The organism is Cedecea colo (assembly GCF_011808225.1).
In the GTDB taxonomy this organism is placed as follows: Bacteria; Pseudomonadota; Gammaproteobacteria; order Enterobacterales; family Enterobacteriaceae; genus Dryocola; species Dryocola colo.
In genome coordinates, this window is sequence record NZ_SOYS01000010.1 from 96,378 (window position 1) to 119,628 (window position 23,251).

General features: G+C 53.3%; 23 protein-coding genes. 11 read left to right on the forward strand and 12 right to left on the reverse strand.

The genetic code is table 11. From position 1 onward, the window contains the following. Positions 1 to 60 precede the first annotated feature (60 nt). The 4 genes from dam (at position 61) to trpS (ending at position 3,444) form a co-directional block, all read left to right on the forward strand. Positions 61 to 900 (forward strand): adenine-specific DNA-methyltransferase, encoded by an 840-nt coding sequence (gene dam, locus E2L00_RS18270; RefSeq protein WP_167614238.1) that lies wholly within the window; start codon positions 61 to 63, stop codon positions 898 to 900. 163 nt (positions 901 to 1,063) lie between these two features. Then, complete coding sequence (rpe, locus tag E2L00_RS18275; protein ID WP_167614240.1) at positions 1,064 to 1,741, forward strand: ribulose-phosphate 3-epimerase; 678 nt, start codon at positions 1,064 to 1,066, stop codon at positions 1,739 to 1,741. Continuing rightward, the gene (locus tag E2L00_RS18280) at positions 1,734 to 2,447 is read left to right on the forward strand and encodes a phosphoglycolate phosphatase (protein ID WP_167614242.1); all 714 of its coding nucleotides are present in this window, start codon (positions 1,734 to 1,736) and stop codon (positions 2,445 to 2,447) included. Before rpe ends, E2L00_RS18280 begins: the two co-directional genes overlap by 8 nt. After that, positions 2,440 to 3,444, forward strand: coding sequence for a tryptophan--tRNA ligase (gene trpS / locus E2L00_RS18285; RefSeq protein ID WP_167614244.1), 1,005 nt, complete (start codon positions 2,440 to 2,442; stop codon positions 3,442 to 3,444). Before E2L00_RS18280 ends, trpS begins: the two co-directional genes overlap by 8 nt. Before the next feature lie 245 nt (positions 3,445 to 3,689). Here the strand turns inward: trpS and E2L00_RS18290 are convergent, their stop codons facing one another. From E2L00_RS18290 to tsgA, 6 genes are all read right to left on the reverse strand, one after another. Next, positions 3,690 to 3,863, reverse strand: coding sequence for a YhfL family protein (locus E2L00_RS18290; protein ID WP_167614245.1), 174 nt, complete (start codon positions 3,861 to 3,863; stop codon positions 3,690 to 3,692). Positions 3,864 to 4,196: 333 nt separating this feature from the next. Beyond that, positions 4,197 to 5,570 (reverse strand): siroheme synthase CysG, encoded by a 1,374-nt coding sequence (cysG, locus tag E2L00_RS18295; protein ID WP_167614246.1) that lies wholly within the window; start codon positions 5,568 to 5,570, stop codon positions 4,197 to 4,199. 13 nt (positions 5,571 to 5,583) lie between these two features. Beyond that, positions 5,584 to 6,390 carry a nitrite transporter NirC gene (gene nirC / locus E2L00_RS18300; RefSeq protein ID WP_167614248.1) on the reverse strand — a complete coding sequence of 269 codons (807 nt, stop codon included), beginning with the start codon at positions 6,388 to 6,390 and terminating at the stop codon, positions 5,584 to 5,586. Positions 6,391 to 6,559: 169 nt separating this feature from the next. Next, on the reverse strand, positions 6,560 to 6,886 hold the full coding sequence (gene nirD, locus E2L00_RS18305) for a nitrite reductase small subunit NirD (RefSeq protein ID WP_167614250.1): 327 nt from the start codon (positions 6,884 to 6,886) through the stop codon (positions 6,560 to 6,562). Next, the gene (nirB, locus tag E2L00_RS18310; protein ID WP_167614252.1) at positions 6,883 to 9,432 is read right to left on the reverse strand and encodes a nitrite reductase large subunit NirB; all 2,550 of its coding nucleotides are present in this window, start codon (positions 9,430 to 9,432) and stop codon (positions 6,883 to 6,885) included. The genes nirD and nirB overlap by 4 nt, the downstream gene beginning before the upstream one ends. Before the next feature lie 307 nt (positions 9,433 to 9,739). Then, on the reverse strand, positions 9,740 to 10,927 hold the full coding sequence (gene tsgA, locus E2L00_RS18315) for an MFS transporter TsgA (protein ID WP_167614254.1): 1,188 nt from the start codon (positions 10,925 to 10,927) through the stop codon (positions 9,740 to 9,742). A 280-nt stretch (positions 10,928 to 11,207) separates the two neighbouring features. Here tsgA and ppiA point away from each other — a divergent pair, with 280 nt between their 5' ends. The 5 genes from ppiA (at position 11,208) to argD (ending at position 14,559) form a co-directional block, all read left to right on the forward strand. Continuing rightward, positions 11,208 to 11,780 (forward strand): peptidylprolyl isomerase A, encoded by a 573-nt coding sequence (gene ppiA / locus E2L00_RS18320; protein WP_167614256.1) that lies wholly within the window; start codon positions 11,208 to 11,210, stop codon positions 11,778 to 11,780. Positions 11,781 to 11,887: 107 nt separating this feature from the next. Next, positions 11,888 to 12,058: a YhfG family protein gene (locus E2L00_RS18325; RefSeq protein WP_167614258.1), complete on the forward strand. Its 171-nt coding sequence runs from the start codon at positions 11,888 to 11,890 to the stop codon at positions 12,056 to 12,058. After that, positions 12,048 to 12,650 (forward strand): putative adenosine monophosphate-protein transferase Fic, encoded by a 603-nt coding sequence (locus E2L00_RS18330; protein ID WP_167614260.1) that lies wholly within the window; start codon positions 12,048 to 12,050, stop codon positions 12,648 to 12,650. Before E2L00_RS18325 ends, E2L00_RS18330 begins: the two co-directional genes overlap by 11 nt. 33 nt (positions 12,651 to 12,683) lie before the next feature. Further along, the gene (gene pabA, locus E2L00_RS18335) at positions 12,684 to 13,247 is read left to right on the forward strand and encodes an aminodeoxychorismate synthase component 2 (protein ID WP_167614262.1); all 564 of its coding nucleotides are present in this window, start codon (positions 12,684 to 12,686) and stop codon (positions 13,245 to 13,247) included. 88 nt (positions 13,248 to 13,335) lie between these two features. Then, positions 13,336 to 14,559, forward strand: coding sequence for a bifunctional acetylornithine/succinyldiaminopimelate transaminase (gene argD, locus E2L00_RS18340; protein WP_167614264.1), 1,224 nt, complete (start codon positions 13,336 to 13,338; stop codon positions 14,557 to 14,559). Positions 14,560 to 14,616: 57 nt separating this feature from the next. Here argD and E2L00_RS18345 read toward each other — a convergent pair whose 3' ends face one another. Both E2L00_RS18345 and crp read right to left on the reverse strand, forming a co-directional pair. Continuing rightward, positions 14,617 to 16,698, reverse strand: coding sequence for a YccS/YhfK family putative transporter (locus E2L00_RS18345; protein ID WP_167614266.1), 2,082 nt, complete (start codon positions 16,696 to 16,698; stop codon positions 14,617 to 14,619). Positions 16,699 to 16,947: 249 nt separating this feature from the next. Continuing rightward, positions 16,948 to 17,580, reverse strand: a complete 633-nt coding sequence (gene crp, locus E2L00_RS18350) for a cAMP-activated global transcriptional regulator CRP (protein WP_000242758.1) — start codon at positions 17,578 to 17,580, stop codon at positions 16,948 to 16,950. A gap of 315 nt (positions 17,581 to 17,895) precedes the next feature. On the opposite strand from crp, the gene E2L00_RS18355 reads away from it, so the two are divergent. Further along, on the forward strand, positions 17,896 to 18,300 hold the full coding sequence (locus E2L00_RS18355) for an OsmC family protein (RefSeq protein WP_167614268.1): 405 nt from the start codon (positions 17,896 to 17,898) through the stop codon (positions 18,298 to 18,300). A 189-nt stretch (positions 18,301 to 18,489) separates the two neighbouring features. Here E2L00_RS18355 and E2L00_RS18360 read toward each other — a convergent pair whose 3' ends face one another. The 3 genes from E2L00_RS18360 to E2L00_RS18370 all read right to left on the reverse strand — a co-directional run bounded on the left by E2L00_RS18360 (position 18,490) and on the right by E2L00_RS18370 (position 20,660). Then, complete coding sequence (locus E2L00_RS18360; RefSeq protein ID WP_167614270.1) at positions 18,490 to 19,359, reverse strand: phosphoribulokinase; 870 nt, start codon at positions 19,357 to 19,359, stop codon at positions 18,490 to 18,492. Positions 19,360 to 19,423: 64 nt separating this feature from the next. Further along, positions 19,424 to 19,642, reverse strand: coding sequence for a YheU family protein (locus tag E2L00_RS18365; protein WP_121267448.1), 219 nt, complete (start codon positions 19,640 to 19,642; stop codon positions 19,424 to 19,426). Between the two features lies 1 nt (position 19,643). Continuing rightward, positions 19,644 to 20,660, reverse strand: coding sequence for a hydrolase (locus tag E2L00_RS18370; RefSeq protein WP_167614272.1), 1,017 nt, complete (start codon positions 20,658 to 20,660; stop codon positions 19,644 to 19,646). A 62-nt stretch (positions 20,661 to 20,722) separates the two neighbouring features. On the opposite strand from E2L00_RS18370, the gene E2L00_RS18375 reads away from it, so the two are divergent. Beyond that, positions 20,723 to 21,322, forward strand: coding sequence for a LysE family translocator (locus E2L00_RS18375; protein WP_167614274.1), 600 nt, complete (start codon positions 20,723 to 20,725; stop codon positions 21,320 to 21,322). 20 nt (positions 21,323 to 21,342) lie between these two features. On the opposite strand, the gene E2L00_RS18380 is transcribed toward E2L00_RS18375, so the two are convergent. Continuing rightward, positions 21,343 to 23,247 carry an ABC transporter ATP-binding protein gene (locus E2L00_RS18380; RefSeq protein WP_167614275.1) on the reverse strand — a complete coding sequence of 635 codons (1,905 nt, stop codon included), beginning with the start codon at positions 23,245 to 23,247 and terminating at the stop codon, positions 21,343 to 21,345. Between the last annotated feature and the right edge of the window lie 4 nt (positions 23,248 to 23,251).

Below are 23,251 nucleotides of genomic sequence, written 5' to 3' on the forward strand. Positions count from 1 at the left end.
CAAGCGCAGTCGCTGTCGGAACCTTTCCACAGCTGGAGAAGGTGTAAATAGTTAGACAGCATGAAAAAAAATCGCGCTTTTCTGAAATGGGCAGGGGGAAAATACCCCCTGCTTGACGATATAAAGAAGCATCTGCCGGAAGGCGACTGTCTGATTGAGCCGTTCGTTGGCGCAGGCTCCGTCTTTCTGAACACTGACTATTCACGCTATATCCTCGCGGATATCAACAGCGACCTGATTAACCTGTACAACATTGTCAAAGCGCGTACTGACGAGTATGTTCAGGAAGCCCGCAGCCTGTTTACGCCTGAGCTTAACGACAGTGAGGCCTTCTATCGTTTTCGTGCCGAATTTAATCAGTGCAGCGATGCGTTTCGTCGTGCGGTGCTGTTTTTGTACCTTAACCGCCATTGTTACAACGGCCTGTGCCGTTATAACCTGCGTGGTGAATTCAACGTGCCGTTTGGCCGCTACAGCAAACCCTACTTCCCCGAAGAGGAACTGCACCATTTTGCCGAGCGGGCACAACAGGCTACTTTTATCTGTCAGTCGTATGATGTCAGCATGACGGATGTTGCTACAGGCTCGGTGGTATATTGCGACCCGCCGTATGCCCCGTTATCCGCCACGGCAAATTTCACGGCTTACCATACCGATAGCTTTAGTATGATACAGCAGCAGCATCTGGCAGAACTGGCCGAAAACCTGCAAAGAAATGGCGTTCCGGTGCTGATTTCTAATCATGATACGGAGCTGACCAAGCTGTGGTATCAGCAGGCGAAGCTGCATAAGCTGCAGGTAAGACGCAGCATCAGCAGTAATGGCGGAACGCGTAACAAGGTGGACGAGCTGCTGGCGCTCTACGGCGTGCCTGAGGCATGTCGTTCGTCGCAAACATGAAGTGCAGTTGAACTTGCTGATAAAGAAGCAAAAAATGTGATTTTTCTTCTTTATGGTGAGTAGCTGAAAATCACGGCGTTGATTTTCCATTTTATTCTTCTGGTGAGAAATTTTCGTCTCGCAAGCGCATGAGGTTTGTCATCAGTCTGTATTGGAGAAGCGGATGAAACAGTATTTGATTGCCCCCTCAATCCTGTCTGCCGATTTTGCCCGCCTGGGCGAAGACACGGCCAGGGTGTTAGCTGCAGGTAGCGACGTCGTCCATTTCGATGTTATGGATAACCACTATGTTCCAAATTTAACCATTGGACCGATGGTGCTGAAATCGCTGCGTGATTATGGCATCACCGCACCGATTGACGTGCATCTGATGGTCAAACCTGTCGATCGCATTATTCCGGACTTCGCCGAAGCGGGCGCCAGTATCATCACCTTCCATCCGGAAGCCTCTGAGCACGTTGATCGTTCCCTGCAGCTGATTAAAGAGCACGGCTGTAAAGCAGGCCTGGTGTTTAACCCGGCAACATCGCTTAGCTGGCTGGATCACGTGATGGATAAACTGGACGTAATTTTGCTGATGTCTGTAAACCCGGGCTTCGGCGGGCAGTCTTTCATCCCGCATACGCTGGAAAAACTGCGTCAGGTGCGCGAGCGCATTGATGCCTCCGGTTACGATATTCGTCTTGAAGTCGATGGCGGCGTGAAAGTCGATAATATTGCTCAGGTTGCGGCGGCGGGCGCGGACATGTTTGTTGCCGGCTCGGCCATCTTCAGTCAACCAGATTATAAAGTGGTCATCGATCGCATGCGCGACGAGCTGGCAAAGGTAAATCATGAATAAATTACAAAAAATTCGCGGTGTCGCCTTTGATCTGGACGGCACGCTGGTGGATACGGCGCTGGGCTTAAGTCAGGCGATGGATCGGACGCTGTACGCGCTTGAGCTGCCGGCAGCCGGTGAAGAGAACGTTGAAAAATGGATTGGCAACGGTGCCGATGTGCTGGTTCAGCGCGCGCTGACGTGGGCGTTAAAAGGCCAGGAGCCGCAGTTCGAACGGCGTCTGATGGCGCGTAAACTGTTTGATAATTTCTATGCGCAGACGGTCGACGAAGGCAGCTTCCTGTTCCCGGGCGTCACCAGCACGCTGGCAGTACTGGCAGAAAACGGTCTGCCAATGGGTCTGGTAACCAATAAGCCAACGCCGTTTGTAATGCCGTTGCTTGAGAAACTGGGCATCGCGGCCTATTTCCAGGTGGTTATCGGCGGCGATGATGTGGAAAATAAAAAACCGCATCCGGAGCCGCTATTCAAAGTTATGGAAAAGCTGAACCTGAGCGCAGAAGCGTTGCTGTTTGTGGGAGATTCCCGCAATGATATTCTTGCCGCACAGGCTGCGGGCTGCCCTTGCGTGGGCATGACCTACGGTTATAACTACGGTGAAGCCATTGCACTGAGCAAACCGGACGTCGTGTTTGATAAATTCAGCGATTTATTGCCCGCTCTTGGGCTCCCTTGCAAAGAAAATCAGGAATCAGAACATGAGTAAACCCATCGTTTTTAGCGGCGCACAGCCTTCAGGTGAATTAACCATCGGTAACTACATGGGTGCGCTGCGTCAGTGGGTTCATATGCAAGACGATTACCACTGCATTTACTGCATCGTTGACCAGCACGCCATCACCGTGCGTCAGGATGCGAACGCGCTGCGCAAAGCGACGCTCGATACGCTGGCGCTCTATCTTGCCTGCGGCATCGATCCGGAAAAAAGCACTATTTTCGTTCAGTCCCATGTACCTGAACATGCCCAGCTAAGCTGGGTGCTGAACTGCTACACCTACTTTGGTGAGCTGAGCCGCATGACGCAGTTCAAGGACAAATCATCGCGCTACGCTGAAAATATCAACGCCGGTTTGTTCGACTATCCGGTATTGATGGCCGCCGATATTCTGCTCTACCAGACCAATCTGGTGCCGGTAGGTGAAGACCAGAAGCAGCACCTGGAGCTGAGCCGTGATATCGCTGCGCGCTTTAACGCGCTGTATGGAGAAGTATTCAAAGTGCCGGAGCCATTTATTCCTGCGTCCGGCGCGCGCGTAATGTCCCTGCTGGAACCGACCCGGAAAATGTCCAAATCTGACGATAACCGCAATAACGTTATCGGCCTGCTGGAAGACCCGAAATCCGTCGTGAAGAAACTTAAACGTGCGGTAACAGATTCCGACGAGCCACCTGTTGTGCGCTATGACGTGGTAAACAAAGCCGGGGTTTCCAACCTGCTGGATATCATGGCTGGCGTAACAGGCAAGACTATCCCGGAGCTTGAGCAGCACTTTGAAGGCAAAATGTATGGTCATCTGAAAGGTGACGTAGCGGATGCCGTTTCAGGTATGCTGACCGAACTGCAGGAGCGTTATAACCGCTATCGCAATGACGAAGCCTTCCTGCACCAGATTATGAAGGACGGCGCTGAAAAGGCCCGCGCTCATGCCGGCGCTACGCTTAAGAAAGTGTACGAAGTGATTGGGTTTGTAGCCCAGCCTTAATTGCTCCATGCCTGTAAGCCGTCAGGAACGACTGCCCGTTGCGGCGTGAGTTCAACCTGGCGGTTTTTTTATAGTTCTATTTCCCTTATGTTTCCAGAAAATAACCTGCGCCAGGGTTAATTGCTTGTGAAGCGAAAGGGGAAATGAGCGCGGGACGTGAATTTCAGGTATTGAAGCTGGCGGAAGCGTTAAGCGAAATAAAAATCGCCCTGTAAAAGAGGGCGATTTTTGCATTTTATGACGAATTATTTTTGCGGAGCAGCAGGGCCGCAGCCGCCAATAACTTTAGAGATAGAGATTGCAGGGTGAAGCAAATAATCGTAGCTGCAAGTTTTGTCGCGATTTTCAATACGGCCAGTGCAGGCAGACAGCGTGGCAACTACAGCAAACAACATGGTGATTTTTACGAGGTTTTTCATATGACATTCCCTGACATAATTAATGGCTGTGATATAAAATATAACCGTGAATAAATGCTTAAAATTAATTACATTGCCTCGCAGTTATAGCCAGGGGATTGTAAAATATGTCACTGACCTTGACAAGTTTAGTATATATAAGTTTGAGGGCGTATTTTGGCGTTTTTCATTCATGCGATAAATATATAGGAGTTATACTTGCAAATAACGGCGCTGTGAGGAATATTATATTTGCAAAACATATTTCGGTAGATATAAATATAATTATTAAACCATAATTAAAAAGACGGGGAAGGATTAAAACCTGCGTGTATTTACACGCAGGCCTTTTTATTAGTAGTTGGAGAACCAGTTCAGCTTGTCGCGCAGCGCCACGACGCGCCCGACAATAATCAGCGCCGGGCTTTCTACCTGCGTTGCCAGCTCGCCAAGTTTGCTCAGCTCGCCGCTGACCACCCGCTGTTTTACGGAGGTGCCGTTTTCCACCAGCGCGACCGGCATATCTGCCGGCATGCCGTGCTTAATCAAATTTTCCTGAATGGCGACGGCCTGATTCAGGCCCATATAAAATACCAGCGTCTGCTTTTCTGCGGCCAGATTATGCCAGTCCAGCTCGCCTCCCGTTTTCAGGTGTCCGGTTACCAGGCGCACGCTTTGCGCGTAATCGCGATGGGTTAACGGAATACCCGAATAAGCGGAGCAGCCGGATGCAGCCGTTATGCCTGGCACCACGGAGAAGGGGATGCCGCCGTTACATAGCGTTTCCAGCTCTTCGCCGCCGCGGCCAAAAATAAACGGATCGCCGCCTTTCAGACGCACCACGCGCTTACCTTTCTGAGCTTCGCGCAGCAGGATTTGGTTAATCTCTTCCTGCGGCACGCAGTGGAAACCTGCCCGTTTACCGACAAATACACGGTCCGCGTCGCGCCGGACGAGATTCATAATGTCATCGGAGACCAGACGGTCATAAACCACAACGTCAGCCTGTTGGATCTGTTGCAGCCCTTTGAGCGTTAACAATCCTGCATCCCCAGGTCCCGCGCCTACTAATACCACCTCACCACGGTGATCCAGCGATGTGGCAAACATGGATTCGGTTTCCTGGTCGATAGCTTTTTGATCTTCGTTTGCCAGATACTGCGCCAGCCGGTCGTTGGTGAAGAACTTTTCCCAGAAGCGGCGGCGTTCGCCCATAGTGGCAAACTTTGATTTTACTCGCCCACGCAGCGTACCTGCGTAGCCGGCGATTTTGCCAAGATGCAGCGGCAGAATAGATTCAAGTTTTTCCCGCAGCAGACGCGCAAGTACCGGAGAAGTACCGCCGGAAGAGACGGCAACCATTAGCGGCGATCGGTCGATAATTGACGGCATGATAAAGCTGGCTTGCTTCGGGGCATCGACCACGTTGCAGAAGATACGGCGTGATTCGCACGTATCGCTGACCTGCTGATTCACCTCGTCGTTATCGGTCGCGGCAATGGCTAACCAACAGGCATCAAGCAGTGAAGGAGAGAACTCACCCTGCTCAAGCGTCAGCATGCCCTGTTCCGCCCACACGTTGAATTGCGGCGTGAAGTCCAGGGCATTCACGGTAATGCGGGCACCTGCCTCCATTAATAAACGTGCTTTACGCTCTGCGACATCGCCGCCGCCAACCAGCAGGCAGGCGCGATCTCGTAATTGACAAAATATGGGCAGGTGATCCACGGGTAGTCCTCAATTATTGGCGTACAGTCTCAGGCGCAGCGATTCGCTCTGGCTGTGGGCGTTCGGCTTTTGGCGTAGCATACCAATAACCCAGACCCATGAATACTACGCCGGAGAGGGTATTCCCGAGCGTTACCCAAAGCAGGTTGTGACCAATTCCAGCCAGCGTATAGGCATCGCTATGGTGGCCAAACCAGGAGAGCGCAAACAGCGTCATATTAGCAATGGAGTGTTCATAGCCGGAGGCGATAAACGCCAGCAGACACCACCAGATAGCGATGAATTTAGCCGCGCCTTCGGTACGAATCGCCATCCAGATCGCCAGGCAAACCAGCCAGTTACACAGCGCGCCCTTGAAGAACAGCGTCATTGCCGGCGCGGTGGTTTTAGCCAGCGCCACGGTGTGGACGATGCTGGTATCAACCGGCAGCAGGCTACCGCCGCCCCAGCTATACAGCAGCGCGACAAACACGGAACCCAGCAGGTTGCCAGCCCAGGTCTGCGGCAAAATAGCCCACATTTGGCCCTGAGAGATAGTCCCCGCTTTTACGCCAAGGGTCAGAAACATAGTGTGGCCGGTGAACAGCTCGGAACCAGCGATGATAACCAGCGTCAGGGCGATACCAAAGGTGGCACCCATAACCAATGGACGAACGGAAGGATCGAGCAGGTTGCCGAGAGTGAAGATAAGGATGATGCCAAGGCCGACATAAGCCCCTGCCATCGCCGAGCTGACCCAAAAACCGAACGGATTGTTTTTCGACAGCCGGGCAATACGAGCGGCATTCGCCGCACACTTATTAATGGTATCGGTGAACATTTTTGTTATCCCAATGAATTAAAAATAATAAAGAAAAGGTAAATCAGGTAGCTGTGCTTTCCGATCCTGAATGTCGTAGGGCGGATAAGCGGCGCGCCTCCGCCATTTAAAAGATGCGGTGGAAGGCGCTACGCTTGTTCACCCTACGCTTCGGTCAGAATGATTTTTATTAAGCTTTTATCTGAACCATGCCGTCCTGAACGCGTGCTGCAAAATGTGCAACGGAGTGGCTTTCGTCTTCCATGCACAGCCCGTCACGCAGGCGGAAACGCTGTTTTTTCAGCGGGCTGGCAACCCACAGCTCGTTCTGGTGCTCGGCAATGAGTCCGCGAGACAGAACGCTCGCCTGGAAAAAGGGATCGATGTTGCTGATGGCGAAAACCTGCTCGTCGTTACGCGGGCGGAAAATCGCAATCTGCCGATCGCCCAGCAGGGCGCAAACGCCGGTTGCTGGCAGAATGTCATTTAACTGACAAACGGTAGTCCACTGGCTCATACGATTTCCTCCGCTTCTACCATAGTGACTGGAATACGCTCATACGGCGTGGCCGGACGGTGCTGCTGACGTTCCGGCACCACCTGCACGTTCGGGTCACGCTGCGGGCTGTTGATAAAGTGTTTGAAGCGAACCTGGGCTTCCGGCGTGTTCACCGTTTCGGTCCACTCGCAGATTACTTTCTCGCGCAGACGCGTCAGCTCGGCTTCAAGCTGAGCATTCAGGCCCAGTTTGTCTTCGATGATGACTTTTTTGAGATAATCGATACCGCCTTCCAGGTTTTCCAGCCAGGACGCGGTACGGGTCAGTTTGTCCGCGGTACGGATATAGAACATCATGAAGCGGTCGAGATATTTAATAACGGTGTCGTGGTCCAGGTCCGCAGCCAGCAGATCCGCATGACGTGGTTTCATGCCGCCGTTCCCGCATACGTACAGGTTCCAGCCTTTTTCGGTGGCGATAATACCCACGTCTTTGCCCTGCGCTTCTGCACATTCACGGGTGCAGCCAGAAACGCCAAACTTCATTTTGTGCGGGGTACGGATGCCTTTATAACGATTTTCCAGCTCAACGCCGAAGCCCACGCTATCGCCCACGCCGTAACGGCACCAGGTGCTACCCACGCAGGTTTTCGCCATGCGCAACGCCTTGGCATAGGCATGACCGGTTTCAAATCCTGCTTCAATCAACTGACGCCAGATTTCCGGCAAATCGTCTTTCTGCGCGCCGAACAGGCCGATACGCTGAGAGCCGGTAATTTTGGTGTAAAGGTTATATTCACGTGCGATACGACCAACGACCATCAGTCCCTCCGGCGTAATTTCGCCGCCGGCAGAACGTGGGATTACCGAGTAGGTGCCGTCTTTCTGGATATTGCCAAGGAAATTATCGTTGGTTTCCTGGAGCGGGGTGTGCTGAGGTTCGAGCACGTAATCGTTCCAGCAGGAGGCCAGCAGAGAACCTACGGTTGGCTTACAGACTTCGCAGCCGTAGCCTTTACCGTATTTGGTCAACAGTTCGTCGAAGGTTTTAATGCCTTCCACGCGGATCAGGTGATACAGCTCCTGGCGGGAGAAAGCGAAGTGCTCGCACAGGTTGTTGTTTACTTCAATGCCCTGTTTGGCCAGTTCAGCGTTCAGCACCTGCGTTACCAGCGGAATACAGCCGCCGCAGCCGGTGCCGGCTTTGGTTTCTGCTTTCAGCGCCGCAACGGTGTGGCAACCTTTGTTGATGGCGCTAATCAGATCGCCTTTAGTGACATCAAAGCATGAACAGATCTGCGCGGTATCCGGCAGCTTGTCTACCCCAATGGATGGTTTACCGCTACCCGCGTGAGAGGGCAGGATCAGGGCATCAGGGTTTTCCGGCAGTTCAATGGCGTTCAGCACAAGTTGCAGCAGGTTGCCATAATCGCTGGTGTCGCCAACCAGCACCGCGCCCAGCAGGGTTTTGTTGTCTTCGCTGACCACCAGGCGTTTATAAACTTCTTTGCTTTCATCCAGATAGACGTAGCTACGGGCGTTCGGTGTGCGGGCGTGCGCATCGCCAATGCCGCCAACGTCCACGCCCAGCAGTTTTAGCTTGGCGCTCATGTCCGCGCCTTCAAAGGCGTTTTCGCTGCCCAGCAGATGATCGGCTGTGACCTGCGCCATTTTGTAACCCGGAGCAACCAGGCCGTACACGCGGTTGTGCCAGCTTGCGCATTCGCCGATTGCGTAGATGTCCGGGTCAGAGGTCTGGCAACTGTCGTTGATGGCGATACCGCCGCGCTGCGCTGTGGCCAGCCCACACTGGGTAGCCAGCTTATCGCGTGGACGGATACCGGTTGAGAAGACGATAAAGTCGATTTCAAGCTCGCTACCGTCAGCAAAACGCATAGTCTTACGCGCTTCTTTCCCTTCCTGGAGAATCTCCAGGGTATTTTTGCTGGTGTGCACGCGCACGCCCATGCTTTCGATTTTGTTGCGTAACTGCTCGCCACCCATCTGGTCAAGCTGTTCTGCCATCAGCATTGGCGCGAATTCGATAACGTGGGTTTCCACGCCAAGGTTTTTCAGGGCGCCTGCCGCTTCCAGACCCAGCAGGCCGCCGCCGACAACGGCGCCGCGTTTGCTGCGACGTGCGCAGGCTTCGATGGCGTTCAAATCTTCGATGGTGCGGTAGACGAAGCAGTCCTGCGTTTCGGAACCTTTAATCGGCGGGATCCACGGGTAGGAGCCTGTCGCCATAACCAGTTTGTCGTAATACAGGGTACGGCCGGTATTAGAGTGGATCACTTTCTCCTGGCGGTTAATAGTGATGGCGCGTTCGCCCACCAGCACATTAATGCCGTGCTTCTCATAGAAGCCTTCGCGAACCAAAGATAGTTCTTCAGCGGTATGGTGAGAAAAATAGGAAGAGAGATGCACGCGGTCATAGGCTTTGCGCGGCTCTTCACAGAAGACGGTAATGTCGAACTGGCCGGGCTGAGCTTTATCGAGTAAGTCCTCAATAAAGCGATGGCCGACCATGCCATTACCGATAATTGCGATTTTGACTTTGCTCATAATTGCCTCAATTTCTTTTCTATTACCGCCTACCTTAACGATTCAGCAAAGGCGATTATTGATATAAATCAAATACGCCTTTGTATACCTCTTAAGGGGTATGTGGTTGATTTGAGGATGTTTTTCTAAGTTGTGGAATTGGTTGCTTTTTCGCCAGAAGGTGGCGTTGGGCGGATCGGGGCGTGAGGTAAAAATAATAGCGTTACAACGGAGATGAAACTCGAATTGGTTCAGCGCCTGCGGCTGAAATGCGGTAAAGGGTTACCGAAGAAGAACCCTCTCCCCGGCAGGAGAGAGGGCGGCAAACTTAGTGAGTAGCAGCCGCTGCGTTATGCTGGCGGTGTTTGGTCACCAGACCGAGCATCACACACATCACAAAGACCACGGCGTACAGTCCGTTTGCGGTTTGCAGCGCCGCATGTGGGCCGCTGTGGGCAACAATCGGGCCGGTAACCACGAAGGTCAACATGGTGCCGATGGTACCGCAGGTCAGGACGAAGTTAACCAGCTTCGGCGAAGCGATTTTAGTTTGCAGCGAACCAAGCGTAATGATGGTGGTATAAATCGCGCTGGAGAAGAAGCCCAGAGCCAGGATAAACCACGCCAGGTGCGCGGGTTCGCCGGTGTTGAACAGGTACATCAGCACCGTTGCTGCACCCGCCAGCACCATCAGTATGCGCTGCAGATCGAAGAAGCGCAGAACGAAGCTGAAAATCCACATGCCGACCATGTACGACATCCAGAAATCGCTCACCAGCGTGCCTGCGTCGTTAATGTTCATGCCCAGGCTTTTGGCGTATTCAGGAACCCACGAGATGAAGCCCAGCTGGCCGAGGATGTAGCACAGCGCCGCGACAGACAGAAACAGCACGCCGATGCCCCATTTTTCTTTCGCGACCGGTTGAGCGTCATCTTTTTTCGCGTGTTTGCCCAGCGCCGGGAATTCACAGCCCAGAGTCAGCAGGAAAATAGCAACGTACACCAGACCGATGCAGACGTAGACCCAGTACCAGTTGATGCTGCGCGCCAGAAGAATCGCGGCAATCATCGGGAAGATCATCCCCGCCATGCTGAAGAAAGAGTCGGTAAACAGCAGGCGTGAACCGCGCTGACGGCCTTCATACATATGGGTGATGAGGAAAGTACCAATCGACATGGTGATCCCGCTGACCAGACCCAGAACAAACATCGAAGCGGAGAAGATAGTCAGATTATGGCCCAGAATCAGCCCGGCTACGGCCAGGATCATTAGCCCGAAGCCAAAGCGTAACTGGGTTTTCAGCGGCACGATTTCCATCAGCCAGGCGTTCAGGAAGATTGAGATCAGAATGCCGGCGTTCAGGAAGGTGAAGGTATTACTCATGCTGGAAACGGGCAACTGGAAGTATTCTGCGATGTTTCCCATCACCATCCCGGTGACAATCACCAACGCACCGGTCAGGGCGTAGGAGAAAAAGCTGATCCATAGCAGCTTGGTACGGTTGCTGTTAGTCATATCTTGCCTGTGAATAGAAGTGTAAAGCGCATTGACGGCGCTGAGAGCGGGTGAATTTTATCCATGAACGTGATCTATTTAAACATTCAATGTAATTATGTTTGTAAATTGCCGCTCATTTCATGAATTGGCTCACATATTTAAATCTGTAAAATCGATTCATTTATGCAAGCTATTGATTTGCGGGAAAGTAAAAAACCGTAAAGGGCTGGCGCCCGGTGCCCCGCCTCTTTACACTCTAGCAACTTGCTTCATTCACTGCCTTCGTAAGGAATTCCTGATGTTCAAATCGACTCTGGCGGCTGTTGCAGCTGTATTCGCCATCTCGGCTATTTCTCCTGCTGCGCTGGCGGCAAGCGGCGATCCCCACGTTTTACTGACGACTTCCGCCGGTAATATTGAGCTTGAATTAAATAGCCAAAAAGCCCCCGTATCGGTGAAGAACTTTGTTGATTACGTCAACAGCGGTTTCTATAACAACACCACTTTTCATCGGGTAATCCCGGGCTTTATGATTCAGGGCGGCGGTTTTACTGAGGATATGAATCAGAAGCAGCCGAACCCGCCGATTAAAAACGAAGCGGATAACGGCCTGCGTAACGCTCGCGGCACCATCTCTATGGCACGTACCGCAGATAAAGACAGCGCAACCAGCCAGTTCTTCATAAACGTTGCGGACAACGCTTTCCTCGATCACGGCCAGCGCGACTTCGGCTATGCGGTATTTGGTAAAGTTGTGAAAGGGATGGACGTGGCTGACAAGATTTCGCAGGTTCAGTCGCATGACGTCGGTCCTTACCAGAATGTTCCCTCAAAACCGATAGTTATCCTCTCTGCTAAGGTCCTGCCTTAAACCCCTGCGCGCGGGTCGTTTTGGCTCGCGCTCTGCCCACTCCCCGGCAACAGTGCAGAATGCTGCTTATACTTGTGGCAAAACAGCAATGCATTAAGGGAGGCGATATGGGCAAGAAACTCACCGAAAAGCAAAAATCCCGTCTGTGGCAGCAGCAGCGCAGCCGCTCATTTCAGGCCAGCAATCGGCTGGAAGGCGTTGAAGTTGCGCTGATTACGCTCACGCGTGATGAAGCCCTGACTCGCATTAGCGAAGTGCGGGGTCACTATGAGCGATAAATTTGGCGAAGGGCGCGATCCCTATTTCTGGTCTGGTATTCATGTCCTGCGTAACCGGCTTAACATACATGAGGCGCAACGGCTGCAAGAAGCTGAGGCTGAACTTACCGCGTTACGGGCGGCCACCATCGAACTCGGCCCGATGCGCATGGGCCTGCCGTGGCTGTGTTCTATTCATCAGCAGCTTTTCCAGGACGTTTTCGACTGGGCCGGTGAGCTGAGGAAAGTAGATATCTATCAGGGTGATACGCGTTTCTGTCATTTTGAGTATATCGAAAACGAAGGCAACGATTTGATGCAGGAGCTGGAGGATGAACGCTACCTGACCGATCTTGAGAAGCCGGAATTTATCGAGCGGCTGGCATACTACTACTGTGAAATAAACGTGCTTCATCCGTTCCGTATCGGCAGTGGCCGGGCGCAGCGTGTGTTCTTCGAACAGCTGGCCATCCATGCGGGCTATACGCTGGACTGGAGCAAAACAGAACAGGATGTCTGGCAGGCCGCCAACCAGGCGGGAGCCCTGGGCGACCTTAAGCCGCTCACGGCGATTTTTACTAAAGTGGTGAGCGAGGCGCGAGAAAGCGAATAGAATAGCGCGGTTCTTTATTCTACCGGAGCCGCCATGTTACTGCTTATCGACAATTACGATTCTTTCACCTGGAATCTGTATCAGTATTTTTGCGAGCTTGGCGCTGAAGTGGTGGTAAAGCGTAACGATGAGCTCACGCTTGCGGAAATTGCCGCCCTCGCACCCGCGAAGCTCGTGATTTCTCCCGGCCCCTGTACGCCAACAGAGGCCGGGATCTCGCTTGCGGCCATTGAACATTTTGCAGGTCAACTGCCCATCCTCGGGGTTTGCCTGGGCCATCAGGCTATTGCGCAGGCGTTTGGTGCCACGATTATCCGTGCCCAAAAGGTTATGCACGGCAAAACCTCAGCCGTTTCCCACGATAACAGCGGCGTATTCAGCGGCCTGAATAATCCCCTTACCGTAACGCGTTACCATTCATTGATTATCGACCCCGCGACGTTGCCGGACAGTTTTGTCGTCACCGCCTGGAGCGGTAAACGCGAGATTATGGGCATCCGCCACCGCGAGCTGGAACTGGAAGGCGTGCAGTTCCATCCTGAAAGTATTCTCAGTGAGCAGGGACACCGGCTGCTGGCCAATTTCCTTAATCGTTGATTTTTTATTGCCAGTTAATGATTTTTTATGCATATTTTGTGATTATATTTTCACAAATCTCTTCTGTATAAAACTGGATGGGAAATCAATGACAACTGAACAATCAGCAATTACCCGCGCGACTTTTGATGAAGTTATTCTGCCGGTTTATGCACCAGCGGAGTTTATTCCGGTAAAGGGAAAGGGAAGCCGGGTGTGGGATCAGCAGGGCAAAGAGTACGTTGATTTCGCCGGCGGTATCGCGGTGACGGCGCTGGGCCACTGCCATCCGGCGCTGGTGGAAGCGTTAAAAACCCAGGGCGAAACGCTGTGGCATACCAGTAACGTATTTACCAACGAACCCGCTCTGCGTCTGGGTCGCAAGCTGATTGATGCAACTTTTGCCGAGCGCGTGCTGTTTATGAATTCCGGCACCGAGGCGAACGAAACCGCGTTCAAACTGGCGCGCTACTACGCTTCCACTCGCCATAGCCCGTACAAATCCAAAATTATCGCCTTCCATAACGCTTTCCACGGCCGTTCGCTGTTTACCGTTTCGGTTGGCGGGCAGCCAAAGTATTCTGACGGCTTTGGCCCGAAGCCTGCCGATATTATTCATGTGCCGTTTAACGATCTGCATGCGGTCAAAGCCGTCATTGATGACCACACCTGCGCGATTGTCGTTGAGCCGATTCAGGGCGAGGGCGGAGTTACCGCCGCAACGCCTGAATTCCTGCAAGGGCTGCGCGAACTGTGCGATGAGCATAATGCGCTATTGGTGTTCGATGAAGTACAGACCGGCATGGGCCGTACCGGCGAGCTGTTTGCCTATATGCACTATGGCGTGACGCCGGATATTCTGACCAGCGCCAAGGCGCTCGGCGGCGGTTTCCCGGTGAGCGTGATGCTGACAACGCAGGAAATCGCTTCAGCGTTCCACGTGGGCGCCCATGGCTCAACCTACGGCGGCAATCCTTTGGCCTGCGCTGTAGCAGGCGCCGCGTTCGATATCATCAATACGCCGGAAGTTCTGAAGGGCGTAACGAGGAAGCGTCAGCTGCTTGTGAAGCATTTGCAGCAGATCGGTGAGCAGTTTGACGTATTCAGTGATATTCGCGGCATGGGTTTGCTGATTGGCGCAGAATTGAAGCCACAGTATAAAGGACGCGCGCGTGAATTCCTGTATGCCGCCGCGCATGAAGGGGTGATGGTGCTGAACGCTGGTCCGGACGTGATGCGCTTTGCGCCCTCGCTGATTGTGGACGATGCTGACATCGAAGAGGGTATGCAGCGCTTTGCGAAAGCCGTCAGCAAGATAGCCGGGGTTTTATAGACGGCTAAGCCGGCGCCATCCAACGTTTTTTGCTGGATAGCGCTTCGTTTATGCACCCTACGGCCGTCCCAGACGGCGGTTCAGCCAGATGCCATGATGCGGGCGCTGACGCCATGCTACTGACGAAATGGTATGCAGGATGTTGAGGTGCCCAAGTACCCGCTGTAAATGCTGCTCCATGGTGCTTAATGGCCCGGTGGGCAGCGCTTCAGCATCCAGAATGGTTGCGTTTTTCGTCTCCCCGGCCCCGTCATATTCAAGTCTCTGCTGGCATCGTTGCAGGGCGATTTCACAGGCCTGCAAATAACGCTGCGCCAGATCCGGCGTGAGCATGTTGTGCTCTCGCGCCAGCGTGGTCATCGCATTGATATGTTCAACGATAAACTGGCTATGGGTCACCCACAGTTTCATGTCTTCCAGATAATGCGAATTAAATCCCGGCTCCAGCATCGCCTGATTGAGAGAGTTAAACAGCGCATTGTGGGCCTGATTTACCTTCATGCGCTGATAAGCCAGCGGCGTGGGTTCAGGGTTAGAGCTCAATATCAAGCGGATAGCATTCTGGTCGTTTTCCAGCGCGTCGTGGGCATTCTGGCGCAGCAGGCCGCTTTGCCACTGCGGCCATAGCCAGACCATGCCGCCAAAGGCAATCAGACAGCCGAGCAGGGTATCTATCAGGCGGGGCACGATATATTGCTCGGCGCTCAGCGTAATCAATTGCAGGGTATAAACAGCGGTGACGGTAAAACCAATGGTTGCCCAGCCGTAGCTTTTGCGAATAAAGAGATAGCTCACCAGCGTGATGATAAGCATCGCGGTTAAGGCGATATATTGTGGAAAATGGAAGTGCAGGGTGAAACCGGCGATCGCCAGCCCGGCCATGGTGCCAGCCGAACGGTGCAGGATACGCACCCGTGTCGCACCGTAGCCGTTTTGCGTCACAAACATGACGGTCATCAGGATCCAGTAGGGCTTAGGCAGATGCAAAGAGGCGCCGAGCAGGCTGGCAATGGTCAGCATAACGCCGAGCCGGGCTGAGTTACGCAGCGCGGCAGATTTAAATGACAGATAGCTTTTAAGCGCATCCCACAGCGGCAGACGGCGCTGGCGATCTTCCATCAGGTCGCGCACATAGAGAGGACGCTGGGTTCGCAGGACGCGCGCGATGCGGCTGAAGTGATAGTGGCAGAATTGTCCGACGGGATTGTCGGGGTGCTGGCGCGCAATTTTCTCCAGCGCTTCGATTTGCTTATCCATCACAAAACGCCGCGGGTAGCGGTGATACAGAATGTCGTCGGCCAGCACGCGTAACCGTGCTGCGATAGTTTGCGCATTCCAGCGAATGACGGCTTCGGCATGGCTCTGTTCCACGAGCTTTTGCACCTCTTCCGGCTGGTGCAGGCTAACCGAGATGTGCTCCTGAAGATCGAGGGCAATCTGGAAGACGCGCAGCAGGCGTTTATAACCGTTCTGCTGGTTAGCCGCCAGCATGTGCAGCTGTTGATAACAAACGGTGATCAGGTCGACGGCTTTTTGCTGCCGGGCGAGCAGGGGCGGCAGCGCTTTTTCCGGATCCGTGTGCTGGGTTAATAAGCCATATTTGGCTTCGCAATAGTCTGCAAGCTGGCGGTAGAGCAGGCTTAACGACTCACGCAGCGGCTGTTCGCGCCATAGCCAGTACCAGAACCAGTTAAACCCTCCGTACCAGATGGTGCCGCAAACATACAGCAGCATTGGTTTCCAGATGGGCATATTCCCGGCCATGCTGAGCGTGAAAATTGCTGCAATTAGCGAGGCGGGCAGCAGCCGGGCATGAAGCGCGCTAATCTCCGCGGTGACGCCCAGCAGCAGCGCCATCGCCAGTAAAATGACGGGAAGGGGAACCGAAGTATAAAGCAGCAAAAGCTGCATAATCAGGCTGCTGAGTGCAAACAGGCTACCGCCGATAATCAACCGCCGGAAGAAGCGTTTATGGGGTGTATCCAGACCGGCAATATTGCAGCATGCAGGCACTAATGAGAAAAGCAGGCCATTTTGCAGGCTGCCCAGCATCAGACCTACCGCCACGGGAAGACACAGCACCAGCGTTTGCCGCAGTGCATAGTTAACCTCAGGGTGATAAATCAGTCGGCGCCACATAGATTCATCATACTTCAAGCTGCAAGGGATGTTGGCTGCGTTTACTTATCCCGGACACTTATTTAAGTAAGCTGCTGGGGATTATTCCCCCTTCCAGGGGCCGCTGTGTGCAGCGTTCGAAACGGCTTACGCAGATTTTGTCACTCCCTTGCCGCCTGGCTGCAACGCAAATTATTTAGCGCTGGCGAAGGAAGTGTAGAGATAAAAAAGGCGTGTTACCGAAGCGACACGCCATTTTGTGGACGGAGATTAACGAGTGCCGTAAACGACGATCGTTTTACCGTGAGCTGAAATCAAGTTTTGATCTTCCAGCATTTTCAGGATACGGCCTACTGTTTCGCGGGAGCAGCCAACAATCTGACCGATTTCCTGGCGGGTAATTTTAATCTGCATACCATCCGGGTGGGTCATGGCGTCAGGCTGTTTTGCCAGATTCAGCAGCGTCTGAGCAATGCGGCCGGTGACGTCGAGGAAGGCAAGGTTACCTACTTTTTCTGACGTGACCTGCAGGCGACGCGCCATCTGGGAAGACAGACGCATCAGAATGTCCGGGTTGACCTGGATAAGCTGGCGGAATTTTTTATAAGAAATTTCAGCCACTTCGCACGCCGTTTTCGCACGAACCCAGGCGCTGCGCTCCTGACCTTCTTCAAACAGGCCTAATTCACCGATAAAATCGCCCTGATTCAGATAGGAGAGGATCATTTCCTTGCCCTCTTCATCTTTGATCAGCACTGCCACAGAGCCTTTGACGATGTAATACAGCGTCTCTGCTTTTTCACCCTGGTGGATCAGCGTGCTTTTCGATGGATACTTATGAATGTGGCAATGGGACAAGAACCATTCGAGGGTCGGGTCTGTTTGCGGTTTGCCAAGCACCATGCGCGGTTATCCTCTGTTATAAACTGGCTACCAAAGGCGGGATGCAAAACCTCCTGCCCGGCGTTGCAATCGTTAGAATATATCCCACTCGGGGGAAATGGCCTGCAAGTCAAGCTTGCCGCCTGTAATTAGTGATGTCCTCTGCAGACATCCATCACATCAATGTATCGAATGTTGCATCCGGATTGTTTTAGCATAGCTTTTGACAGGTGTCTCCTATTGTCTCGTTTCAGCATGACGCAGGTCGCCTTCCGTTGCCAGTTTTGCCGCATCCGCGTACTCTGAAAGGAAATTTCTTCAATAGGAGTAAGCAAAATGCAGGCACGAGTTAAATGGGTTGAGGGGTTAACGTTCCTGGGTGAATCGGCTTCAGGTCACCAGGTTCTGATGGACGGGAATTCAGGTGATAAAGCACCCAGCCCGATGGAGATGGTACTGATGGCTGCGGGAGGTTGTAGCGCCATCGACGTGGTGTCTATTTTGCAAAAAGGCCGCCACGACGTGACGGATTGCGAGGTGAAACTGACGTCTGAACGTCGCGAAGAAGCGCCGCGTCTGTTTACCCATATCAACCTGCATTTCATCGTGACCGGCAAAGACCTGAAGGACAATGCCGTGTCCCGCGCCGTAGATCTGTCCGCCGAGAAATATTGTTCGGTTGCGCTGATGCTTGAGAAAGCCGCAAATATCACGCACAGCTATGAAGTTATCGAAGCTTAACAGGCTAAGGGCGGCGGATTGTCGCCCTTAGCCTGATGACAAACCTCATGGCTTGCGAAGCGCTGAAATACATCTTTGGTAAAATTAACGGGAAAATTAATTTATTGATTTTCAGCAGCTCGATGCCAAAGAAGGAAAAACCACGCTTTTTCCTTCTTTGCCGCCACCTAATGACGGCGGATTGTCGCCCTAAACGACTTTTCTGCCTTCCGCCAGCCGTTGCACCAGCGGCGTCATAATCAACTCCATTGCCAGCCCCATTTTCCCGCCTGGCACTACCAATGTATTGATGTGGGAAATGAAAGAGCCCTGCAACATGGCCAGCAGATAAGGAAAATCGATGTCATCCAGGCCGCGGAAGTGAATCACCACGAAGCTTTCATCCAGAGACGGAATGCCGCGCGCCGCAAACGGATTCGAAGTATCTACCGTCGGAACGCGCTGGAAGTTGATATGGGTGCGTGAGAACTGCGGTGTGATGTAATTGATATAGTCATCCATCGATCTGACGACGGAATCCATGACCGCTTCGCGGGAGTGGCCGCGTTCGCCTGTGTCGCGCACCAGTTTTTGAATCCACTCAAGGTTAACGATGGGCACCACGCCTACCAGTAAATCCACATAGTTCGCGACATCGTGCTGCGGAGTGACTACGCCGCCGTGCAGCCCCTCGTAAAAGAGGACATCCGTTGGTTCCGGCAGCGGTTGCCAGGGTGTGAACGTGCCGGGCACCTGGTCCCATGGCACGGCTTCGTCATAAGTGTGGAGGTATTTGCGTGATTTCCCCTGGCCGCTGCGTCCGTATTCAGCAAAGGTCTGCTCAAGCAGGCCGAAATCATTAGCTTCTGGTCCGAAATAGCTGATATGGCGGCCAAGATCGCGCGCTTTACGGATAGCCAGATCCATTTCCGGACGGGTATAACGATGGAAGCTGTCCCCTTCGACTTCTGCGGCGCGCAGGTTAAGCTGCTGGAATATCTTACGAAAGGCCAGGCTGGTGGTGGTGGTTCCTGCACCGCTGGAACCTGTGACGGCAATAACCGGATGTTTGGCTGACATAGGGTGACAACTCCATGGGGATTAAAAATTATGCGGTACAGACCGTGCCCCATACAACGAATCGTCAGCCGCGGAATTGCCCACGCGGCATAATGTTCACCGTTTCATGAAGCTCTGACCAGACCAGAACCGCCTCGCCGCTCTGCAGCTGCCGTTTAACATCTGCGACCTTCTGAGACAGCGAGCGTTCTTGTTCACCATAATCTGTACCCTCGCGCAACACAAAGGATTCAATGAGATTATCGAGCGTTTCAGCGTCGAGATCCTGCCAGGGAATAATCATGCTAGTTATCCAGATACTTTGTCAGCCAGTCAGGAATACGTTGCTCAAGCCACATTTCAGGTTTGCGCAGCGTGCCGCCGACAAAGCCGACATGCCCGCCATGGCTGGTGAGTTGATATTCAATGTTTGCGGGTAAACATGCCTTATCAGGAATGACATGGTGATCCATAAACGGATCGTCTTTAGCATGGATGATAAGCGTAGGTTTAGCTATCTCCGGTAATAACGGCATGGCGCTGCACTGGCGGTAATAATCCAGCGCGTCGGCAAAGCCATGGATTTTTGAAGTAATAAGATCGTCAAAATCACGGATGCGGCGTACCCCTTTTAGCTGCCTTAAATCAACAGGAAGCGTGCCGGGGTAGCTACGAAGCTTGCGTGCGGCATTCTTTTTCAGCAGGTTTAAGAGATAACGCTGATAGAAACGCGAGAAGCCTTGTTCCATATGGTAGCAGCACTGTTCAAGCATCAGCGGAGCGGAGACCACGACACCTGCTTTTAACGTGCAGTCCACGCCCTGTTTCGCCATCAGGCAGGCCAGCATATTCCCGCCGAGAGAAAAACCGACCGCCGCCGTGGGCACGTCGCCATAGCGCTGGTTAAGCCAGTTCAGAAAAAAGGTGCCGTCTTCGGTTTCACCGGAGTGGTAGATGCGCTTCATGCGGTTAGGCACGCCGCTACAGCCGCGGAAATGCATTACCACGCCCAGCCAGCCGCGATTTTTGGCGGCTTCCATCAGGCCGTGAGCGTAGGGGCTATGCAGGCTGCCCTCCAGGCCATGGAAAACCACCAGGCGCGGTTTATCAGCGGCCAGGCGTGGATCTTCACTCCAGGCGAGATCGACAAAGTCCCCATCCGGCATATCGAGACGCTGCCAGTGAGGTTTAAAATTGACTCGACGACGGATCACACGCGGCAGCATGGTTTGCAGGTGAGGGTTGCTCAGTCCGCGCATCGGGCGGAATTCCTGGCCGTCATCATGATGAAAATTCAACACTACGGGGCTTGTCCTGGCCATATCACACTGTTAGTTTCATTTTGTTTGTTAATTATTACTTTTGGGTGTGGAGCACCCACGACATGGAAACGCTTTTTTTTTCAATGCTTGGTTTTCTTTGGGTCGCAGCCATCACACCGGGTCCTAATAATACGTTACTTACCTCGTCCGGAGCCAACTACGGTTTTTTGCGCAGTTTACCGCTAATGATAGGCATCATGCTGGGCATGCAGTGCATTTTACTGCTGGTAGCCTGCGGCGTCGGCAGCCTGATTCTGGTTTACCCGGCGTTGCACCTTATCCTGAAGATTGCCGGTAGTGCTTATCTTTTATGGCTGGCATGGAAAATCGGTACGGCGAGCTACGAACGCCTGGAAACGGATGCACCGCCGCCCGCGCCAGTTCCGTTCTGGCAGGGCGGCTTGCTTCAGGTTATCAACCCGAAAGCATGGCTGATGGCGCTTGGCGCGGTAGCCAGTTTTAGCCTTGCCGGTGCAGAGTATCTGCATTCCGTGGTGTTGATCAGCATCGGCATCGCTCTGGTCAACATCGTGGCCGGCGTTATCTGGATTGCCTTTGGCAGCCTGATTGGCAAACTCCTGCGCAGCCGCCGCGCCTGGGCCACCTTTAACGTCTTTATGGGCCTGCTGACGGCGGCCTGTGTGCTGCTAATCTGGCATTAAACTAGCTTTGACGGGGGCGATTATTCGCCCTGCATCACCTGTTCTAACCGCTCGTGGGCGTCCAGCCATGCCATTTCGCATTCTTCGAGCGCCGATTTTACCTTCACCTGGCTTTGCAGACATTCGGTCATTTCTGCTTTACGGCTTTGCTCGTAAATAGCGCTGTCAGCCAGCTTCGCTTCTACGTCCGCCAGTTGCGCATTCAGCTTTTCCATCTGTTTCTCAAGCTGGGTAATTTGCTTGCGCAGCGGTTGGGTTTGGGTGCGTAACTCTGCCTCGCGGCGTTTCTGATCTTTACGCGACTGCGCGCTGTTGGCATTATCTTTCGCCGCGTCTTCTGGCTGGTTATCCTGCTTTTGCAGAACGCTTAGCCATTGCTGATAATCTTCCAGATCGCCATCAAAGCCTTCGACTTTTCCGTCGTGTACCAGATAGAGCTCGTCGGTGGTTGAACGCAGCAGGTGGCGGTCGTGCGAGACAACGACCAGCGCGCCTTCGAAATCAATCAGCGCTTCGGTCAGCGCCTGGCGCATGTCGAGATCGAGGTGGTTGGTTGGTTCATCGAGCAGCAGCAGGTTAGGACGCTGCCAGACAACCAGCGCCAGCACCAGGCGGGCTTTTTCACCGCCGGAGAAACGTGCCGTTTGCTCAGTAACTTTATCGCCCTGGAAACCAAAGCCGCCCAGATAATCGCGCAGCTGTTGCTCCAGTTCTCGTGGCGCGATACGCGCGAGGTGCATGAGCGGCGATTCATCCGCACGCAGATATTCGAGCTGATGCTGTGCAAAGTAGCCGAGCTTGATGCCCTTCGCCAGACCGATATCACCCTGCAGCGGAGCCAGTTCACCCGCCAGCAATTTGATAAGCGTTGACTTACCCGCGCCGTTGCGGCCTAACAGGCCAATGCGCGAACCGGGAACCAGATTCAGCTTGATAGAGTTCAGGATCACGCGGTCACCGTAGCCCGCGCTGACTTTTTCCATACGCAGCAGCGGGTTGGGCAGGCTTTCCGGCGCGCGGAAACTAAAGTGGAACGGATTATCCACGTGCGCCGGGGCAATCAGTTCCATACGCTCCAGCATTTTGACCCGGCTCTGAGCCTGCTTCGCTTTAGAGGCTTTCGCTTTAAAACGATCGATAAAGCTTTGCAGATGCGCCACGCGCTCCTGCTGGCTTTCATACATCGACTGCTGCTGAGCAAGGCGCGTAGCGCGTTGGCCTTCGAACGAAGAGTAGTTGCCGGTGTACTCGAACATGCTTTGCTGTTCGATATGGATAATTTTGCCGACTACCGGATCGAGGAAGTCACGGTCATGCGAGATAAGGATTAGCGTGCCGGGATAGTTTTTTAGCCATCTTTCCAGCCAGATTACGGCGTCCAAATCCAGGTGGTTGGTCGGTTCATCGAGCAGCAATAAATCCGAGCGGCAAATCAGCGCCTGCGCCAGGTTTAAACGCATGCGCCAGCCGCCGGAGAAATCACTGACCGGACGTTCGAGCTGCTCGTTGCTGAATCCTAGCCCGTGAAGCAGGCTTGCGGCGCGGGAGCGAATAGTCCAGGCATCTACCGCATCAAGCTTGCCGTGTATAAGAGCGATAGCGTGGCCGTCGTTAACAACGTTTGCCTGAGCCAGTTCGGCTTCAAGCTGACGGAACTCACGGTCGCCGTCGATAACGTATTCAACGGCGGGGACTTCCAGCGCCGGCGTTTCCTGATTAACCCAGGCCAGCGCCCAGTTGCCCGGATAAGTCATGCTGCCGCCATCGGCGCTTATCTCGTTCTTTAACAGCGCCAGCAGCGTGGATTTACCGCAGCCGTTTTTACCCACAAGGCCCACTTTCTGGCCTGGGTTAATGGTGGCGGTGGCGTTATCCAGCAGAACGCGAGTGCCGCGACGAATTTGTAACGAGGAGAAAACAATCATAAAG

Coding starts and splice junctions, on each gene's coding strand:
- E2L00_RS18290 (WP_167614245.1), bottom strand. CDS start 3,863: ATGAAAAACCTCGTAAAAATCACCATGTTGTTTGCTGTAGTTGCCACG.
- dam (WP_167614238.1), top strand. CDS start 61: ATGAAAAAAAATCGCGCTTTTCTGAAATGGGCAGGGGGAAAATACCCC.
- crp (WP_000242758.1), bottom strand. CDS start 17,580: ATGGTGCTTGGCAAACCGCAAACAGACCCGACCCTCGAATGGTTCTTG.
- trpS (WP_167614244.1), top strand. CDS start 2,440: ATGAGTAAACCCATCGTTTTTAGCGGCGCACAGCCTTCAGGTGAATTA.
- nirC (WP_167614248.1), bottom strand. CDS start 6,390: ATGTTCACCGATACCATTAATAAGTGTGCGGCGAATGCCGCTCGTATT.
- E2L00_RS18380 (WP_167614275.1), bottom strand. CDS start 23,247: ATGATTGTTTTCTCCTCGTTACAAATTCGTCGCGGCACTCGCGTTCTG.
- E2L00_RS18325 (WP_167614258.1), top strand. CDS start 11,888: ATGGGCAAGAAACTCACCGAAAAGCAAAAATCCCGTCTGTGGCAGCAG.
- rpe (WP_167614240.1), top strand. CDS start 1,064: ATGAAACAGTATTTGATTGCCCCCTCAATCCTGTCTGCCGATTTTGCC.
- argD (WP_167614264.1), top strand. CDS start 13,336: ATGACAACTGAACAATCAGCAATTACCCGCGCGACTTTTGATGAAGTT.
- E2L00_RS18280 (WP_167614242.1), top strand. CDS start 1,734: ATGAATAAATTACAAAAAATTCGCGGTGTCGCCTTTGATCTGGACGGC.
- nirB (WP_167614252.1), bottom strand. CDS start 9,432: ATGAGCAAAGTCAAAATCGCAATTATCGGTAATGGCATGGTCGGCCAT.
- E2L00_RS18365 (WP_121267448.1), bottom strand. CDS start 19,642: ATGATTATTCCCTGGCAGGATCTCGACGCTGAAACGCTCGATAATCTC.
- E2L00_RS18330 (WP_167614260.1), top strand. CDS start 12,048: ATGAGCGATAAATTTGGCGAAGGGCGCGATCCCTATTTCTGGTCTGGT.
- ppiA (WP_167614256.1), top strand. CDS start 11,208: ATGTTCAAATCGACTCTGGCGGCTGTTGCAGCTGTATTCGCCATCTCG.
- E2L00_RS18345 (WP_167614266.1), bottom strand. CDS start 16,698: ATGTGGCGCCGACTGATTTATCACCCTGAGGTTAACTATGCACTGCGG.
- pabA (WP_167614262.1), top strand. CDS start 12,684: ATGTTACTGCTTATCGACAATTACGATTCTTTCACCTGGAATCTGTAT.
- tsgA (WP_167614254.1), bottom strand. CDS start 10,927: ATGACTAACAGCAACCGTACCAAGCTGCTATGGATCAGCTTTTTCTCC.
- E2L00_RS18375 (WP_167614274.1), top strand. CDS start 20,723: ATGGAAACGCTTTTTTTTTCAATGCTTGGTTTTCTTTGGGTCGCAGCC.
- nirD (WP_167614250.1), bottom strand. CDS start 6,886: ATGAGCCAGTGGACTACCGTTTGTCAGTTAAATGACATTCTGCCAGCA.
- E2L00_RS18370 (WP_167614272.1), bottom strand. CDS start 20,660: ATGGCCAGGACAAGCCCCGTAGTGTTGAATTTTCATCATGATGACGGC.
- E2L00_RS18360 (WP_167614270.1), bottom strand. CDS start 19,359: ATGTCAGCCAAACATCCGGTTATTGCCGTCACAGGTTCCAGCGGTGCA.
- E2L00_RS18355 (WP_167614268.1), top strand. CDS start 17,896: ATGCAGGCACGAGTTAAATGGGTTGAGGGGTTAACGTTCCTGGGTGAA.